Below are 17,118 nucleotides of genomic sequence, written 5' to 3' on the forward strand. Positions count from 1 at the left end.
CTTATTCGTCAGTTATTCTATGCCAGGTTTGGGTGCGGTAGAAAAATGCCAGATAACCCCTGACCTTTAGTTTATTTTTATCTTCTGGATCCAACCATACCTTTCCCCGATATGTAGACCCGCTTTCAGGATCCAATAGACCTTCTCCCCTAAATTCCCCTTTGGAATTTGGCTTAAAGTTTCGCATGATATGCATCCCTTTAACGGGTTTATCCTTGAGGTCACCTTTGCATTTTATACAAAGGGCGTTCTCCCTCCCTTTTTCCAAGGTTTGAAGGATTTTGGCCTGAAGTAATCCATTCTTTTCATACACTTCCACTATACCCTTGGCCACTCCCGTTTGGTCATCCACAGTTCGCCATTTACCAAAAACACTTTGTGCTTGCGCCATGGCACCTACCATTAGACAAAACATCACAAGAATTGCACTATTCCTTCTGTTGTAATTCATGTTTTTTCTTCAAAGAATTCAGGGTGGCATTCAATTCAAATCCCAGTAATAGGATATTCGAATTCAACCATATAAAAACCATTAAAATCAAGAGACCTCCCAATGCGCCATACAGCTCGTTGTAGCGGGCAAATTTTTCCACATATACCCCAAACAAATAGGATGTAAGCACAAACAAGAGCGTGGTCATCAGCGCACCTGCAGAAAAAAATCGGGCCTTTCTTCCTTCCGCAGTACCAAAATAATAGAGAATTGCTGTAGTGAGATAAGACAAAATCATAAAAAACAAGATTTTGGATATCTGAATGCCAACTGTATCACCCTTCTCCACATCATAACCCAATGTTTTACCCAAATATTCACTGGTGTACTCCACAATGTAGAACTCAAAATAGACAAATGCTACGGCTCCAACAATCAGAAGTATGGATAGAATCAATCCCACCATTAGCGCATAGGCATACTGGCGAAAAAAATTGCGTGTCAGCTCTACGTGATAGGAGTTCTCAAAACCCCCGAAAATGGAATTGACCCCATTGGCCACCAAAAAAATGGACAGCAGAAATGTCGAGGAAAGCAAGCCTCCCCTTTTTTGATCTTTGATCTGTTGATAGATGTCACCAAAATAATCACTGGTAGCGGAGGGCAAAAAGATTCCAGGAAAATGAGGAATTGGGCATCAAAATTCTCGTTTCCCACACTGGCATACGGAATTATAAAGGGCAACAAGGTCACTAAAAAAATCAAGAGCGGAAAAAGTGCCATAAAAAGGCTAAAAGCAATGGAACTGGCTCTGGCCGATAGTGTACCCTTAACAATTCCCAAGAGGTACATTTCAGTCAAATCATAAAAGGACAAGCCCTCGAACGCCCTTAGCTTAATGCTTTTGAGCAATCGCACCAACCAGTTTACCACTGGAATCTTCTCTAACCGTTCTTCTATAGCCAATGACATTAAACTGCTTTTAAACTCAAATCCAAATTGTGCACGGAATGGGTCAAGGCCCCTGAGGAGATATAATCCACCCCACATTCCGCATATTTGCGAATGGTCTGCTCGTTGATGCCTCCCGAGGATTCTGTAAGGCATTGATCTCCTATTAGAGCCACCGCTTTTTGGGTGTCCGAATAATCAAAATTGTCCAAGAGTATTCTGTAAACCCCGTTGGATTGCAAAATTTCTTCGACTTCCCCAAGGTTTCTGGCCTCTACTATAATTTTTAGTTCTCGCTTGGATTCCTTCAAATATTGCTGTGTTTTTTCGATGGCTTTTGTAATTCCTCCAGCAAAATCGATATGATTGTCCTTGAGCATGATCATGTCATACAATGCAAACCTATGGTTTTCACCTCCCCCAATCTTAACCGCCCATTTTTCCAATGCCCGAATTCCTGGTGTGGTTTTTCGGGTATCCAATATCTTAGTCTGTGTTCCTTCCAATAATGTTACAAAAAAGTTGGTTTTAGTGGCGATGGCACTCATGCGCTGCATGGCGTTAAGCACTAAACGCTCCGCCTTTAAAATGTTTTGGGAACTTCCCGAAACATAGAAGGCTATATCTCCGTATTTCACAGGCATCCCATCCGGAATCAGGACTTCCGTTTTCATCTCGGGATCCACATATTGAAATACTTGTTTGGCAAACTCCACCCCCGCCAAAATGCCCTCATCCTTCACCAAAAGTTTGGCTTTGCCCTGAGCAGAACCTGGAATACAAGCCAATGAACTATGGTCGCCATCTCCCACATCTTCCCTAAGGGCATTGGCAATAATTAAAGCTACTTCCTTCTCAAATTGATCTTGGGTAATCATGCATACGGGGTTTCAACGAAAATAGTAAAAACATTACTCACAATTCTTTTAAAAAAATGGAATTCTTGCAGTGCATTTTATCTGGTTTGTCGGTTAGTGCACAACTGCTTTTGTTGGGAGTATAACTCCCTCAAAATAGGTTGGTTATGTAATTCATCGAGTATTTAGGCAGTTAGTAAGAATAACAGTAAGGTTTTATAAGGCAAAAGTGGATTATTTCTAATTTTAATAGGATGTCGAATCAAACCTAAACCAAGATGGATATTGTCAATGATGTTGTAGCAAAGAGCAGTTCGGTAGAAGAAGTAAGTTCAATCAATGCTCAGGAATTCAGGAAGAATTACTTTACAAAAAGAAGACCTGTTCTTTTAAAAGGTTTTGCCAAAGATTGGGGAGCCAAAAAAAAATGGAATCTCGATTTTTTAATGAATTTGGAAGGTGATAACCAAGTACTTCTTTTAGCCGCAAATTTTATTCAGGACGACAATCGATATAGACAAGGGTCTTTTAAGGATTATCTACAAGCTTTAAAAAGCTCGGAAACCAACAAGGAGGTAATGAAGGATTATTTGACCACCGTAGATATCTTTAAATTTTTCCCCCATCTAACTGAGGACATTGATTTTTCGCTGTTTGAAAAAAATACTGTTTCGAATTATGTAACGGGTTGGATAGGACCTAAAGGAACCATTTCAGGGTTTCACTTTGATACTGCCAATAATATGTATGCCCAAATTATGGGCAAAAAAATGTTCATTATTTCCTCTCCCAAATTTAACAGGAACATGTACCCGAGCAGTAAGCATATTGCGGATGCAGTGGCAAGTCAGATAGACCTCAATAACTTTGACCCAAAGAGGTTTCCAAAATTTGAAGATGCAGAACTTCAAGTTGCCATCCTGGAGCCAGGGGATGTCCTATTTGTTCCGCAAAAGTGGTGGCATTATGTGCAGTCACTTGATACATCTATTAGCATCAGCAACTTTGGATATACGAAAAGTGAGAAGTATACTTTGCTTCTAAAAGAACGTATTAAACACTCCTTACACAAAAGAGGTTATTACAAACCTAAAAATTGTTTTTGCTGCGATGCTTAGGGATAAGCAATGGATTCCGTAAAAGTAGATTCCGCTCTTTAAAATGGATTGAAACAAGGTTTAAATCCAAGATTTCCATTACATCCAAGATCCATTGTCCTGGTTTGTCCTAAAAAATTAATTTTGGGCATGCAAATCACTTTAATCGCCATTGGTAAAACCGACAGTGCGGAGCTTTCCACACTCATCAACATCTATGAGAAGCGCTTGGGGCACTATATCAAGTTTCAGTTTAAGATGCTTCCGGATGTAAAGAACACCAAAAACCTTTCCGAGTCACAACAAAAAGAAAAGGAAGGGGAATTGGTTTTGTCCCAAATCCATTCTTCAGACCATCTTGTTCTATTGGATGAAAATGGTAAGCACTATAGCTCCATGGAATTTTCCAAATTCCTTCAAAAGAAAATGAACAGCGGACTTAAGAATTTGGTACTTGTTATCGGCGGGCCTTATGGCTTTAGTGATGCCGTATATTCAAGAAGCCAAGAAAAACTGAGCTTATCCAAAATGACCTTTTCCCACCAAATGGTACGCTTGTTTTTGGTGGAACAACTCTATAGAGGTTTCACTATTTTGCGTAATGAGCCTTATCATCACCAATGAATTCCTTTTCAGAGGACATTAAATTGTATTTTGCCAAAAAGTCTTCCACTTTTTGGATGATTAGATGATGTGGTTTGGCCTCTTTGGTTGTCTTTTTCAAGGATTTCAGCATACGTTGCGATACTTTCTTTAGCTCATCAAGTTCCTCGCCGATAAATCCATAAATCTCCTTCTGTCTGGCAGGATCCTTCTCCACCTCCAAGACATATTGAAGGTCCGAGATGTTCTTCATGTGGGAATTGAACACTTGGGATTGGTGCCAAGCGATTTCCGATAGTTTCTTTTTTTGGTCCATTATCCGACTAATAATGGGATTAACAATAAAGAAAATCTCGAAAAATATGATGACTATGGAAAAAATGGCCAGCTCCAATTCTATGATCATCATGGTCTTGATGTCCTTTTCGGATTTATTTTGAAACAAAGTCACAATTCCGTCCATAATCCCGGTAAATCGATCCACCCGATAGCGCACATCATTGAAGGAGATTTCATCAAAATTCTTGAAATTCTTCAACTCATGATATAACCATTGCACATGGGTCTCCAACCGATTGAACTGAGCCTGTATTTCCTCATCATCAAGTGGCTCAATATTCAAAGTTGGATTACCGTTTTGTAAAAACCCGTTCATCTGATACAGCTTGGTCAGGGCCAATTTCATCTCCGCATAATCGCAATTGTGATACCTGCAGGAATATAGTTCATTGAGCACTTTCTGACTCAGCATCCGCTGTCTGCCGGCCAAGTTTACGATGAGGGCCGTAGATCGCTGCCTGCTCAAAGTGTATTGGGTCATGGACTGAATAACAATCGTAAGGAATACAATGGAGATAACCAATAGGTAGTAGGCCCTAAAGCCTTTTTTGAATATTTCGAACTTTCCTATCCTCATTTAGGTAAAATAACCGTAAGTATTTACCCACAATTTAGATGGAAAAATAAGGACAGAAAGAAAAATGTTGTGAAACGGGTATTAAAGCATGTGAAATCCCCTATTCAGGAAAAGTAAAACTGGTTGATTAATAAAGAACCCTAAACTTAATGGTGTTTTCCACATTCTTAAGGGCCTTAACCACTTCTTTGTTGTACTCCTTATCCAAATCGGTAATCACATAGCCCACTTTGTCGTCCGTGGACAGGTATTGTCCCGTAATGTTCATCTCATATTCGGCCAACACTTTACTGATCTTCGCCATAATACCAGGAACATTCTTGTGAATATGAAGGAACCTGTGGGCATTGGTCTGTTTGGGCAATCTGATATTTGGAAAGTTTACCGCGTCAACGGTATTCCCGGAGTTGATATAATCCATAATCTTATTAGGCACAAAATCCGCAATATCCCTCTGGGCCTCTTCGGTACTTCCGCCAATATGGGGCGTAAGAATCACATTGGGCAATCCTTGCAAGGCTGTTTCAAACTTGCCGTTGCTTCTCGGTTCCGATGGATACACATCTACAGCGGCACCGCCCAATTTCCCTGTTTTTAGGGCAGCTGCAAGAGCTTCAATATCCACTACAAAACCCCTTGAAAGGTTAATCAGGATAGCTCCGTCACGCATTTGGTTGAGTTCTCTTTCTCCAATAAAGTTTTTATTGGCTTTGTTGTCATCCACATGAAGGGTAACCACATCAGAGACACCAAGTAAATCTTCAAGGGTACTACATTTTGTGGCATTCCCTAAGGCCAATCTATCCGCAACATCATAATAATATACCCGCATGCCCATGGCTTCTGCCAGTACAGACAATTGCTTTCCAATATTCCCGTAACCAACAATCCCTAAGTTTTTACCACGGACCTCCCTAGAGTTGATGGCGGTTTTGTTCCATTCCCCCTTATGGATTTCGGTGCTGCGGGTAAAAATGTTTCGTTTGAGCATTACAATCTGACCTATGGCCAATTCCACCACAGACCTTGTATTGCTATAAGGCGCGTTGAAAACCACTACCCCTTTCTGTTTGGCGTGCTCTAAGTCAATTTGGGTAGTTCCAATGCAGAATGCACCAACTACCAACAACTTATTGGCAGCATCCAACACCTTCTGGGTAACCTGTGTTTTGGAACGAATTCCCAACACGTGGACTCCTTTGATCCGTTCTATCAGTTCGTCTTCCGATAAGCTGTGCTTTACCAGTTCCACGGAAAAACCGTCTTCAGAAAGGTTCTCAAAAGCATCAGGATGCACATTTTCCAACAACAAAATCTTGATTCTGTTTTTGGGATAGGATAAATTTCTTGGTAAATCGTTCACGTACAGGAATTCATCTAGGTTAGGAGCAACATGATCGGCATTGCTGGCAGCTTTCTCACGATGCACATTTTCAGTATAGGCAAAAAACTTGTCGGCAATTCCAGCTTCGCGCATAACATAGTCGCTATAGCCGTCCCCAATGACTTGTACCTCGCCTTCCAAGTCCAAACGTTTTAGACATTCTATCTTTCCATTATGCGAGGCCAGTACGTTGTCCTCATCAAATCCGACAATATGTCCTTCTGCATCAAAGGTAAAGGTATTGGCGTACACACGTTCCGAAGGAATGTTGTATTCTTCAACAATGGGATCAATAAATTCCTTGAACCCACAGGAAATCACATAGATATCGTCTGAGTATTTTTCAAAGAATTCTTTATTGGATGCAATGGATTTTGATATTTTCTGGCGAAGCTCTCCTACCAAACCATCCAAATCATTTTTATGGGCATTCAGCAGTTGAATCCTTCGCTCCAACGATTCGGTGAAGGAAATATCCCCATCGATACCCAAGTTGGTGATATCTTGAATTTCTTGGATAATTTCATCTTTGTTGGACTTGCCCTGTAGCGTCATTTCCGCCAAAACATCCAAAGCTTCCACCCGGGTCAGGGTGCTGTCAAAATCAAAAACATACTTGCGTCCCACTTCTACCATGAATTTCTTCAAAAAATTAAGGCATAAAATTAATCATAAATTCCATCCGTGAAATTCCAAGCTCCCAAAAACGCTCCACAATTGCGGATATATCAAAAAACACCCACAAAATGTTTCAAAATGACTAAATAATCCAACAGATGGGCTAGAACCAGCGTCGGGTGGCCTTGCAATAATTTCGATATTCCTTACCAAAAAGTTGGGTAAGGGCCTGTTCCTCCTTTGCAATCTGAAAATGATTCATATAGTACACAAATCCTGCAGCCAAAAGGGTGTTGAAGGCATTTCCAAGCCTAAGTCCATAACCCAGGAGCAGGAGAAGCATTCCCAAGTACATGGGATTTCTGGAATACTTGAAAATTCCCTTGGTAACCAATCGAGTGGTTTTGGTCAAATTTATGGGGTTGGTGGAAGTCTTGGCCCCAACAAACTGGAAAACGGCTAGGAAAAAGACCAAAAGGGCTATCACAAACAGAACATTGGACAACTCCCTCCTACCAAAAAAGTCAAAATGGCCAACAGGTAAGAACCGATTCAATAAGTACATCAAAAAACCAAAAATCACCATGACCAAAGGTGGAAGAATCTTCATGAGTAAATGGGTTAATACAAAGTTCGAAATTACTACTTTTAACCCATTGTGGATTTTATCATGAATTCGGAAGTTTGAGTTATTTTTTGAGTTAGAAACTGATAAAATAGTATCTAAGCCAAGAATTCCCTGGTAAAACCTTTGTTCTTGATACTTTTTCCAAAATAATCAAAGAAAAAAACTCGCCTTGAAACTAGTTTTTGCCACCCATAACACCCATAAGCTAAGGGAAGTCCAACAGTTGTTACCCTCTGAAATTGAATTACTTTCCTTGGATGATATTGGTTGTACCGAAGAAATTCCCGAAACTGGTAAAACCTTGGAGGCCAATGCCAAATTGAAGGCCGACTTTGTCACCAAAAAATATGGCCTCCCATGTTTTTCAGACGATACTGGGCTTCTGATTGATGCCTTGGGCGGAGCGCCTGGGGTATATTCCGCCCGCTATGCAGGGGCGCAAAAAAATGCCAAGGATAATATGGCCAAAGTGTTGAGCGAACTAAAAGACAATGACCAAAGAACCGCGCATTTTAAAACCGTGGTTCATTTAAATTTTAATGGGGAGAGTTTTGTGTTTGATGGGATTGTGAATGGAAGCATCGTACAGGCAGCACAAGGAACAAATGGTTTTGGTTACGACCCCATATTTAGACCTGACGGCTATGATACCACCTTTGGAGAACTATCGGATGCCACCAAAAACGCTATAAGCCACCGGGGGAAAGCCATCCGAAAATTGGCTTCCTTTTTCAAAAACAGGGATTTATAGTTTCCACCTTATTTAATTGGTGTACCTTTGCGCCTTTATTAACGCCGCCGGTATGGGCATGGTGTTGCGAGGGGCTTAAAATGGGTATTCGAAAATCGCTCTATGCAACATAACATATTTGCGATTTAAGGTTTACACCACTATGACAAAATTTGAAGCCTTGGGGTTGGACAAACCCCTATTGGATGCTATTTCCGATCTTGGATTTGAGACTCCCTCCGAAGTACAGGAAAAATCAATCCCAGTTCTATTACAGGAAGAAACCGACTTGGTCGCCCTGGCCCAGACAGGAACAGGTAAAACGGCTGCATTCGGTTTTCCCATGATTCAAAAAATACAGGCTGATAGCAGAACCACCCAAGGTCTTATCCTTTCGCCAACGCGTGAGCTATGTTTGCAAATTACCAACGAGCTCAAATTGTACTCCAAATACGTTAAAGGTCTAAATACAGTAGCCATTTACGGGGGTGCAAGTATCACCGAACAGGCCAGACAGATTAAAAGAGGTGCGCAAATTGTAGTTGCTACTCCAGGGCGTATGAAAGATATGATCGGTCGCGGAATGGTCAATATCTCCAAAATTGATTATTGCGTTCTTGATGAGGCCGATGAGATGCTCAACATGGGCTTTTACGAGGATATCAAGGATATACTTTCCAATACACCAGAAGAAAAATTCACCTGGCTTTTTTCGGCAACTATGCCCAAAGAAGTGGCTTCCATTGCCAAAAAATTCATGCACAAACCGCATGAAATCACGGTAGGAGCCAAAAATGCTGGGGCAACCACGGTTCAGCATGAATATTATACGGTAGGTGGACGAGATCGTTATGCCGCTCTAAAACGTTTGGCCGATGCCAATCCAGGAATTTTCTCTGTGGTATTCTGTAGAACAAAACGAGATACCCAACGCGTGGCCGAAAAGTTGATTGAGGATGGATACAATGCTGGGGCGCTACACGGAGACCTGAGTCAGAACCAAAGGGATTTGGTGATGAATGCGTTTCGGAAGAAGCAGGTGCAAATGTTGGTGGCTACGGATGTAGCCGCCAGGGGAATTGATGTGGATGATGTGACCCATGTGATCAACTACCAGCTTCCTGATGAAATTGAAACCTACACCCACCGAAGTGGACGTACAGGTAGAGCAGGGAAATCAGGAATCTCCATGGTCATTGTTACCCGTTCGGAATTGAGGAAAATCAAGGCCATTGAGAAGAAAATCAAGCAGGATTTTATTTCAAAAAAGATTCCAACAGGGATTGAAATCTGCGAAATCCAGCTATATCATCTAGCCAATAGAATCAAGGAAACTGAAATCAATCCTGAAATTGACAATTACCTCCCTGCCATCAATGATGTGTTGGATGGTTTGGATCGGGAGGAATTGGTCAAGAAAATTGTTTCTGTGGAATTTACCCGTTTCTACAACTATTATAGCAAAACCCGAGACCTAAATTCAGATGAAGGCCGAAGGGATAGAGGCGAGAAAGGGGAATCCAAAGGCAACAAGCCAAGCGATGGTTCGGTGCGATACTTCATCAATGTGGGTGAGCGCGATGGCTATGACTGGATGTCGCTCAAGGACTTCTTGCGGGATACCTTGAATCTGGAGAAAGATGACATTTTCAATGTTGATACCAAGGACAGCTTTTCTTTCTTCAATACAGAAGCCCAACTTTCGGATTTCGTGCTGCAGACTTTTACCGAATTTAAGGTTAAAGGACGTTTCATTAATGTTGAAATTTCCAAAAACCCACCAAGTTCTGGCAGGGGCGGTAGAAAACGGGACAGAAAACGAGGTCACCGCAAAGGAGGTGACAACAAGTCCTTTAGAGGAGGCCGCAGAGGTGGTTCCGGGAAAAGAGGCGGCAAAAGAAGACCTGGTTTTTATTAGTTAATTCTATATTAAATCGTGGTGAACTCCTATTTATTTTTCTTTGTTTAGTACTTTTATGGCTACACAAATTGCATGAAAAGAGTTCTACTTACATTTTTCTTTCTAGTTTCTTTTATTGGTTTTTCCCAGGATACTGAAGATTCTGCTGTGGAAGGCGAGTTGAATGCCACTGTGGTCAATGCCCAAAGTGGCTTTCCCATGGTAAGCGTGCACGTAATCAATCTGAACAAGGTGGTAGGTACCATTACGGATCAGGAAGGAAGGTTTACTATTCCTGCAGCGGTAAATGACACCCTTTATTTTACTTTTTTGGGATTTAAATCCGAAAAAGTTAGGGTTACCGGTGATATGTTCAAGTTTGAAGGTACTGAGGTTGCGCTTACGGAATTGGCCTATGCTTTGGAAGAGGTCATTGTTAGGCCTTACCAACTTACAGGCTATCTAGAGATTGATGTAAAGAATCTACCCATAAACAATGCATACCAGTACAGCATTTCCGGTTTGCAGAAAAGTTATGAGGGTGGAAACAAGAGTCCAAGTGCGGTTACCAAGGTCTTGGGCGCCATCCTGAATCCAGCGGATTTACTTCGAAATCTATTTGGAAAAAAACCCAAACAGATGCGCAAGCTCCAACAGATGAAACAAGATGATGACATCCGCGATCTTTTGGCTTCCAAGTTTGACCGCGAAACCCTGACAGAACTCCTGCAATTGGAAAAAGTGGACATTGAGGACATCCTCAACAATTGCAATTACTCAAGATCATTCATTAATACTGCCAACGACCTTCAAATCCTTGATGCCATTTCTAGCTGCTATGAGGAGTACAGGGTGCTTAACAGGAGGTAACTTACGTCGGGACTTTCCTTACTATTTCATGTTTATACGGATTAAATAAATTTTATATTTCCGCATGCATTTTATAGCTTTAGCTAAAATCCCAAAAGATGAAAAAACTACTTGCTATCATGACTGTTTTGTCCTTTCTGTCCGCATGTAAACAGACCAAAAAGCCAGAGAAAATAGATACTCAAGTAGCCGTAGAGCTAGCCCAAAAAAAGGATGTGCCCTTTGTTTGGGAAGGGGCCAATGTATATTTCCTGCTAACAGACCGATTCAATATTGGCAATCCCGAAAAAGGAGTGCAATTTGATCAAACCAAGGAAACAGCTGTTCTTAGGGGGTTTGAAGGAGGTGACATCCAAGGCATTACACAGAAAATTGAAGAAGGATATTTTTCAGACCTGGGCATTAACGCCATTTGGTTCACCCCGATAGTGGAACAAATTCATGGCTCAACCAACGAAGGAACTGGCAATACTTATGGATACCATGGCTACTGGGCCAAGGATTGGACCGCCATAGACCCCAATTTTGGCACCCGAAAAGACTTGGAGAAATTGGTAAAAACAGCACACTCCAAGGGCATTCGTGTGTTGTTGGATGTAGTCTTGAACCATACTGGCCCAATAACGGACTTAGACCCCGTTTGGCCAGAGGAATGGGTGAGGACAGGGCCTAAATGTGAATTCACTACCTATGAAAATACCACAGCCTGTACCTTGGTGGAAAACCTACCCGATATCTTGACGGAGTCGAATGAAGCGGTAGAACTCCCAGATGCACTTTTGGCCAAATGGAAGGACGAAGGGCGTTTAAGTCAGGAATTGGACGAGCTTCAACTCTTTTTTGAACGTACGGGATACCCACGGGCTCCCCGATTTTATATTATTAAATGGTTGACAGATTACATCAACGACTTCGGGGTGGATGGCTTTCGTGTGGACACCGTGAAACACGTCAATGAAAATGCCTGGTCAGATTTGTATAAAGAGGCCTCCTATGCCTTTGAAACTTGGAAGAAAAAACATCCCGATCAAGTGTTGGATGACAATCCCTTTTACATGGTGGGTGAGGTCTACAACTATGGGATTTCTGGAGGTCGCGAATTTGATTTTGGAGATAAAAAGGTGGACTTTTTTGACTATGGATTCAAAAGTCTCATCAATTTTGATTTGAAGTCGGATGCGCATAAAGATTATGAAACCACTTTCAAAAAGTACAGCAAACTGCTCAACACCAAATTAAAGGGCAAAAGCGTGCTTAACTATCTTACATCACATGATGATGGTAGTCCGTTTGATAAAGAGCGCAAGAAACCCATCTATTCGGCCAACGTGCTCTTGTTGACCCCTGGAGCCTCTCAGGTATATTACGGGGACGAAACCTCCCGTAACTTAATTGTGGAAGGAACTGAAGGGGATGCCACCCTCCGCTCCTTTATGAATTGGCAAGAACTGGACAGCATGCCGGAAATTCAAAAAATTCACAAGCACTGGCAAAAGTTGGGTCAGTTTAGAAGAAACCATCCTTCCATTGGTGCCGGAAAACACAAAAGATTGGCAAAGAAACCCTACGTGTTCTCCAGAACATACATGGACGGGGATTACAAAGACAAGGTTGTCGTTGGTTTGGATCTACCCAAGGGGAAAAAATCCCTTTGGGTCAAAGGTTTTTTTGGTGACGGCACTAAATTATACGATACCTACTCCGAAACCGAAGTAACAGTAGCCAAGGGAAAAGTACTCTTGGACAATGAATTTGACATTGCCTTGCTGGAACTGGCCGAGTAATCAGTTTCTGGAATGCAAGGCAACCCTGTTGCCCTCAGAGTCCACAAATACCCCCATATAACCCACTTCAGGGCTAATTTGGGTTTTGCCTCGTTGTATTTTACCTCCAGCAGCTTCTACCCTATCCAATTCATGTTGTACATCGGCGCTTGAAAAGTAAATCAACACCCCATCTGTGCTGCTTGGTTTATAACTTTCATGCTGAATAAGGGACCCGTTGGCACCAGGCTTTCCTTCAGCCCATGGAAACCAACCCATAAGGGTTCCGCCAAAATCCTGTACTTGAATGTCAATTTGAAAAACTTGGTCGTAAAATGCCTTGGCCCGATCCATGTTGGTAACCGGGATCTCAAACCAACCAACTATATTTTGCTCCATGACTTTATTTCTCTAAAAGGCCTTTTAAACTGGACAAACCATCCTCAAAATCACCGCCCACAGCTTTGTCCATATTCATGAACAGCATCATAATGCTAAAGGGAAATTTGTTTTTTCCCGAAAATCCCCAAGTAACCTTGGTTCCGCCGTTGGATCCATCTTCTGTTACCAAATACGCATCTGAGGTGGATTTCCATGGTTTCAAAAATCGTAGCTCGGATTCAATGCGCTCCCCGTCCACAATTTTTTTGATTTCTTGCTCTCCCTCTCCAACGTCCTTGTTTCCGTTCCAATAGCTGGTAGCTCCAACTTGTCCGTCGGTCCCAGTAAATTTCTTTTCCATGTTGGGATCCTTTTTACCCCATGGCGACCATTCGTCATGATTTTTCAAATACCTTAGATTGTCAAAGACAACGGCTCTGGGTTGGTCAATTTCAATAGATCTTGAAACGTTGTAGCTCTTCGGCGCAATTAAGGCCAAAATAATGATGAGAAGGACAATTCCCCCTAGAATGTAGAGTAATGTGGTCATGTTGATTTTAATTTGGTTACCCTACAAAATACAAAAAACTTTATTTGCCTTGATACCTCCCGATGATTCCTTCCACATTCTTAATGGATTTTTTGGCCCAATCCAGTCGTTTGTCCAAAATTTCAATGTCTGAAAGTTGCCAATCAAGTGTAGAATTTCTGAGCTGTTGCGTCAGTTCTTGGATAATGATGGCTGCAGAAACCGAAATGTTCAAACTTTCGGAAAAACCAACCATGGGAATTTTAAGGAAACCATCTGCTTTTTGCATGACTTCCTCACTCAAACCTTCTTTTTCGGTTCCGAAAAAAAGGGCGGTTTTGTGGTTCAATTCAAAATCGTGTAAGAAACTTGAACCGTGATGGGGGGTTGTGGCAATGACTCGATATCCCTGACCCTTGAGTTCCGAAATACAATCCGAAGTTGTTTGGTATCGATAAACGTCTACCCACTGTTCGGCTCCCATAGCAATGTTTTTGTCCAATCGTTGGCCAAATCGGTCTTCCACCACATGCACTTCTTGGATTCCAAAAGCATCACAACTTCTAATTACAGCACTGGTATTGTGCAACTGGAATACATCTTCGATGGCTACGGTTAAATACTTCGTTCGGTGCTTCAACACCTCTAAAAACCGCTGCTTTCTATCCTCGGTAAGATAGGTTTCCAAATAGGTCAACAAATCGTTGTCAAACATGCAGGACAAGATAGCGAAAAATGAATTTCATATTTTTAGGGCGATATGGGCAAAAAACAAAAAATTGTAGTGCTGACCGGAGCTGGAATGAGCGCCGAAAGTGGACTGAAGACCTTTAGGGATTCCAATGGTTTGTGGGAGGGCCATGACGTTATGGAAGTTGCTTCTCCCCAAGGTTTTTATAGCGACCCCGAATTGGTTCTCGAATTTTATAACCAGAGGCGAAGACAACTTTTAGAAGTTTCCCCCAATGCAGGCCATACGGCCTTAGCTACATTGGAAACGCAGTTTGATGTGAGTATTGTAACCCAGAATGTGGATAATCTTCATGAGCAAGCTGGAAGTTCCCATGTGGTACATTTACATGGTGAACTTTTTAAAGTGCGGAGTACAGCGGATGAAAATTACGTCTTGGACTGGAAAAAAGATTTGGTTTTAGGGGATTTGGACGATAATGGAAATCAATTGCGCCCCCATATTGTTTGGTTTGGTGAAATGGTCCCTATGTTGCAAACAGCAGTGGAAATTACGATTCAGGCAGATATCTTGATTGTCATTGGAACGTCCATGCAAGTATATCCCGCTGCCAGTCTTATCAACTATGTGGCCAAGGACACTCCCATTTATTTTATAGACCCCAAACCCAGTGTAAATCCCAGAGAGTTTGACAATTTGACGGTGATGCCCACGACAGCTGCTGAAGGGGTTCCAGCCTTGGTTGCCAAGTTAATCCCCTAAAAACCTGCTCATTGACCGCAAAAGAATTACATACTGCGCTGAATTCCGGAAGATTGTCCAAAAAAAGCATTGATGGTTTGGTTGCCGAGCTGGTTGTTCTTCCCAACCGCACTGGAGACCTATTGCAAGAGGTCTTTGACCAGGACAAAACGGACTCCTTTAACGCCAGTTGGGTTTTTGACCATTTAATGCGCAAAAAACTGGTTTATCTTTTACCCTACTTGGATGAGTTCACTAGTGGACTGTCCAAGCTTACCAATGAATCGGGTATTCGTCCCATGGCGCATGTCTGTGAACTCTTGTGCGAAGCTTATTTCAAAAAAAAGGATGAAACCTTTGTCAAAAACATGTCTTCTGAACATTTGGAGAAAATAATGACCGTCTGTTTTGATTGGTTTATTGGGGAACACAAAGTTGCAGCCAAGGTATTTGCCATGAGCAGTCTTTTCTATCTAGGAACCAAATTTGATTGGGTTCACCCTGAACTTAAGATGATATTGGAAGATACCATTGCCCAAGGTACCGCGGGTTACAAAAACAGAGCGAAAAAAACCTTGGACAAGCTCACCGTTTTAGGCCACTAAACTCTAAGAGTTTAAGTATCTTTGCTCCTTTCTAAAACCAAACCATGTCATTGAATCCACTCAACGCCATTTCACCCATAGATGGCAGATACCGCAATAAAACTGAAGCCTTGGGCGCCTATTTTTCAGAAGAGGCCTTGATCAAGTATCGGGTTCGGGTTGAAATTGAATATTTTATTGCCCTTTGTGAAATTCCCTTGCCCCAATTAGCGGATTTTGATACTTCCAAGTTTTCCGATTTACAAAAAATCCATCAAGATTTTTCTGCCGAAGATGCATTATCGATTAAGGAAATTGAGAAAACCACCAACCATGATGTAAAAGCGGTTGAATATTTCATCAAACAAAAGTTTGATGCGTTGGGCTTGGAAAAATATAAGGAGTTCATCCATTTTGGATTGACATCCCAGGACATCAACAATACAGCTATTCCCCTTTCCATAAAGGAGGCCATGAATGAGGTTTATGTGCCCCTGTATTTTGAAGTATTTGAAAAGTTAAAGGCTTTGGCAGCCGAATGGGCAGAAATCCCCATGTTGGCCAGAACTCATGGACAACCGGCTTCCCCCACCCGTTTGGGCAAGGAAATCGATGTTTTTGTGGAACGATTGAAGGAACAGTTCAATTTATTGAATGATATTCCAAGCGCGGCCAAGTTTGGGGGTGCCACGGGGAATTACAACGCACACAAAGTAGCCTATCCCAATACAGATTGGAAGGCTTTTGGACAACAGTTCGTGCAAGAAAAATTAGGACTTCACCACTCCTTTCCTACTACGCAAATTGAGCACTACGACCATATGGCGGCCTTGTTCGATTGTCTAAAGCGCATCAATACCATTTACATTGATCTCAACCGGGATGTTTGGACTTATATCTCCATGGATTATTTCAAACAAAAAATCAAAAAAGGGGAAGTGGGGTCATCTGCCATGCCTCATAAGGTAAACCCTATAGATTTTGAAAATTCCGAGGGGAACCTGGGCATCGCCAATGCTATTTTTGAACATTTATCCGCAAAACTTCCTGTTTCCCGACTCCAGCGGGACCTTACGGACAGTACCGTGCTTAGAAATGTGGGTGTGCCCTTTGCGCATACCCAAGTAGCTTTTCAATCAACCTTAAAAGGTTTGAATAAACTGGTTTTGAATGCCGATAAGTTTGAGCAGGATTTGGAGGACAATTGGGCGGTGGTTGCAGAGGCCATTCAGACCATTTTAAGGCGCGAAGGCTATCCAAATCCCTATGAAGCCTTAAAGGGACTTACCCGAACGAATGAGAAAATCACCCAAAAATCCATTGCAGATTTTATAGATACATTGGAGGTTTCGGCTGAAATCAAAAGTGAGCTTAAAAAAATAACCCCAGCAAATTATACTGGGGTTTAATCCTTCTGTCAGGTCGAGCGCCGTGTCTGCCGA

17 protein-coding genes and 1 pseudogene are annotated in these 17,118 nt (G+C 41.9%); 9 read left to right on the forward strand and 9 right to left on the reverse strand.

Annotated features, from left to right (window positions below; translation table 11 throughout):
• Position 1: 1 nt before the first annotated feature.
• The 3 genes and pseudogenes from ACOOE0_RS16600 to nadC all read right to left on the reverse strand — a co-directional run bounded on the left by ACOOE0_RS16600 (position 2) and on the right by nadC (position 2,262).
• Entirely contained in the window at positions 2–451 is a 450-nt protein-coding gene (locus ACOOE0_RS16600) for a DUF2147 domain-containing protein (RefSeq protein WP_420400025.1), read from the reverse strand.
• Positions 429–1,405 (reverse strand): annotated as a pseudogene (locus tag ACOOE0_RS16605) (YihY/virulence factor BrkB family protein). The gene ACOOE0_RS16600 and the pseudogene ACOOE0_RS16605 overlap by 23 nt, the downstream one beginning before the upstream one ends.
• Positions 1,405–2,262: a carboxylating nicotinate-nucleotide diphosphorylase gene (gene nadC, locus ACOOE0_RS16610; RefSeq protein ID WP_420400026.1), complete on the reverse strand. Its 858-nt coding sequence runs from the start codon at positions 2,260–2,262 to the stop codon at positions 1,405–1,407. Before nadC ends, ACOOE0_RS16605 begins: the two are co-directional and overlap by 1 nt.
• Positions 2,263–2,519: 257 nt before the next feature.
• Here nadC and ACOOE0_RS16615 point away from each other — a divergent pair, with 257 nt between their 5' ends.
• Both ACOOE0_RS16615 and rlmH read left to right on the forward strand, forming a co-directional pair.
• A complete protein-coding gene (locus ACOOE0_RS16615; protein WP_420400027.1) occupies positions 2,520–3,359 on the forward strand; it encodes a cupin-like domain-containing protein in 840 nt (279 codons plus the stop codon).
• A gap of 129 nt (positions 3,360–3,488) precedes the next feature.
• Positions 3,489–3,962 carry a 23S rRNA (pseudouridine(1915)-N(3))-methyltransferase RlmH gene (gene rlmH / locus ACOOE0_RS16620; protein WP_420400028.1) on the forward strand — a complete coding sequence of 158 codons (474 nt, stop codon included), beginning with the start codon at positions 3,489–3,491 and terminating at the stop codon, positions 3,960–3,962.
• Here rlmH and ACOOE0_RS16625 read toward each other — a convergent pair.
• The 3 genes from ACOOE0_RS16625 to ACOOE0_RS16635 form a co-directional block, all read right to left on the reverse strand.
• Complete coding sequence (locus tag ACOOE0_RS16625; RefSeq protein WP_420400029.1) at positions 3,928–4,857, reverse strand: type IV pili methyl-accepting chemotaxis transducer N-terminal domain-containing protein; 930 nt, start codon at positions 4,855–4,857, stop codon at positions 3,928–3,930. The two genes, rlmH and ACOOE0_RS16625, sit on opposite strands and share 35 nt — an antisense overlap.
• Positions 4,858–4,984: 127 nt before the next feature.
• Positions 4,985–6,877 carry a phosphoglycerate dehydrogenase gene (gene serA / locus ACOOE0_RS16630; protein ID WP_420400030.1) on the reverse strand — a complete coding sequence of 631 codons (1,893 nt, stop codon included), beginning with the start codon at positions 6,875–6,877 and terminating at the stop codon, positions 4,985–4,987.
• Between the two features lie 145 nt (positions 6,878–7,022).
• Positions 7,023–7,469: a methyltransferase family protein gene (locus tag ACOOE0_RS16635; protein WP_420400031.1), complete on the reverse strand. Its 447-nt coding sequence runs from the start codon at positions 7,467–7,469 to the stop codon at positions 7,023–7,025.
• A 187-nt stretch (positions 7,470–7,656) separates the two neighbouring features.
• Here ACOOE0_RS16635 and ACOOE0_RS16640 point away from each other — a divergent pair, with 187 nt between their 5' ends.
• The 4 genes from ACOOE0_RS16640 (at position 7,657) to ACOOE0_RS16655 (ending at position 12,771) form a co-directional block, all read left to right on the forward strand.
• A complete protein-coding gene (locus tag ACOOE0_RS16640; RefSeq protein WP_420400032.1) occupies positions 7,657–8,238 on the forward strand; it encodes a non-canonical purine NTP diphosphatase in 582 nt (193 codons plus the stop codon).
• A gap of 142 nt (positions 8,239–8,380) precedes the next feature.
• Positions 8,381–10,135, forward strand: a complete 1,755-nt coding sequence (locus ACOOE0_RS16645) for a DEAD/DEAH box helicase (protein ID WP_420400033.1) — start codon at positions 8,381–8,383, stop codon at positions 10,133–10,135.
• Between the two features lie 75 nt (positions 10,136–10,210).
• Positions 10,211–10,987 carry a carboxypeptidase-like regulatory domain-containing protein gene (locus ACOOE0_RS16650; protein WP_420400034.1) on the forward strand — a complete coding sequence of 259 codons (777 nt, stop codon included), beginning with the start codon at positions 10,211–10,213 and terminating at the stop codon, positions 10,985–10,987.
• Between the two features lie 98 nt (positions 10,988–11,085).
• On the forward strand, positions 11,086–12,771 hold the full coding sequence (locus ACOOE0_RS16655) for an alpha-amylase family glycosyl hydrolase (RefSeq protein ID WP_420400035.1): 1,686 nt from the start codon (positions 11,086–11,088) through the stop codon (positions 12,769–12,771).
• Here the strand turns inward: ACOOE0_RS16655 and ACOOE0_RS16660 are convergent, their stop codons facing one another.
• Genes ACOOE0_RS16660 through ACOOE0_RS16670 form a run of 3 tightly spaced genes read right to left on the reverse strand, consistent with a single transcriptional unit; the run spans position 12,772 to position 14,375 of the window.
• The gene (locus ACOOE0_RS16660; protein WP_420400036.1) at positions 12,772–13,149 is read right to left on the reverse strand and encodes a VOC family protein; all 378 of its coding nucleotides are present in this window, start codon (positions 13,147–13,149) and stop codon (positions 12,772–12,774) included.
• A 4-nt stretch (positions 13,150–13,153) separates the two neighbouring features.
• A complete protein-coding gene (locus ACOOE0_RS16665) occupies positions 13,154–13,681 on the reverse strand; it encodes an SRPBCC family protein (protein WP_420400037.1) in 528 nt (175 codons plus the stop codon).
• 40 nt (positions 13,682–13,721) lie between these two features.
• The gene (locus ACOOE0_RS16670) at positions 13,722–14,375 is read right to left on the reverse strand and encodes a TrmH family RNA methyltransferase (protein ID WP_420400038.1); all 654 of its coding nucleotides are present in this window, start codon (positions 14,373–14,375) and stop codon (positions 13,722–13,724) included.
• Positions 14,376–14,420: 45 nt separating this feature from the next.
• Between ACOOE0_RS16670 and ACOOE0_RS16675 the strand changes: the two genes are divergently transcribed.
• Genes ACOOE0_RS16675 through purB form a run of 3 tightly spaced genes read left to right on the forward strand, consistent with a single transcriptional unit; the run spans position 14,421 to position 17,085 of the window.
• Positions 14,421–15,113: an SIR2 family NAD-dependent protein deacylase gene (locus ACOOE0_RS16675; RefSeq protein ID WP_420400039.1), complete on the forward strand. Its 693-nt coding sequence runs from the start codon at positions 14,421–14,423 to the stop codon at positions 15,111–15,113.
• Between the two features lie 11 nt (positions 15,114–15,124).
• Positions 15,125–15,697: an adenylosuccinate lyase gene (locus ACOOE0_RS16680; RefSeq protein WP_420400040.1), complete on the forward strand. Its 573-nt coding sequence runs from the start codon at positions 15,125–15,127 to the stop codon at positions 15,695–15,697.
• Between the two features lie 44 nt (positions 15,698–15,741).
• Entirely contained in the window at positions 15,742–17,085 is a 1,344-nt protein-coding gene (purB, locus tag ACOOE0_RS16685) for an adenylosuccinate lyase (RefSeq protein ID WP_420400041.1), read from the forward strand.
• Positions 17,086–17,118 lie beyond the last annotated feature (33 nt).

Source organism: Flagellimonas sp. (assembly GCF_965215805.1).
GTDB lineage: Bacteria > Bacteroidota > Bacteroidia > Flavobacteriales > Flavobacteriaceae > Flagellimonas.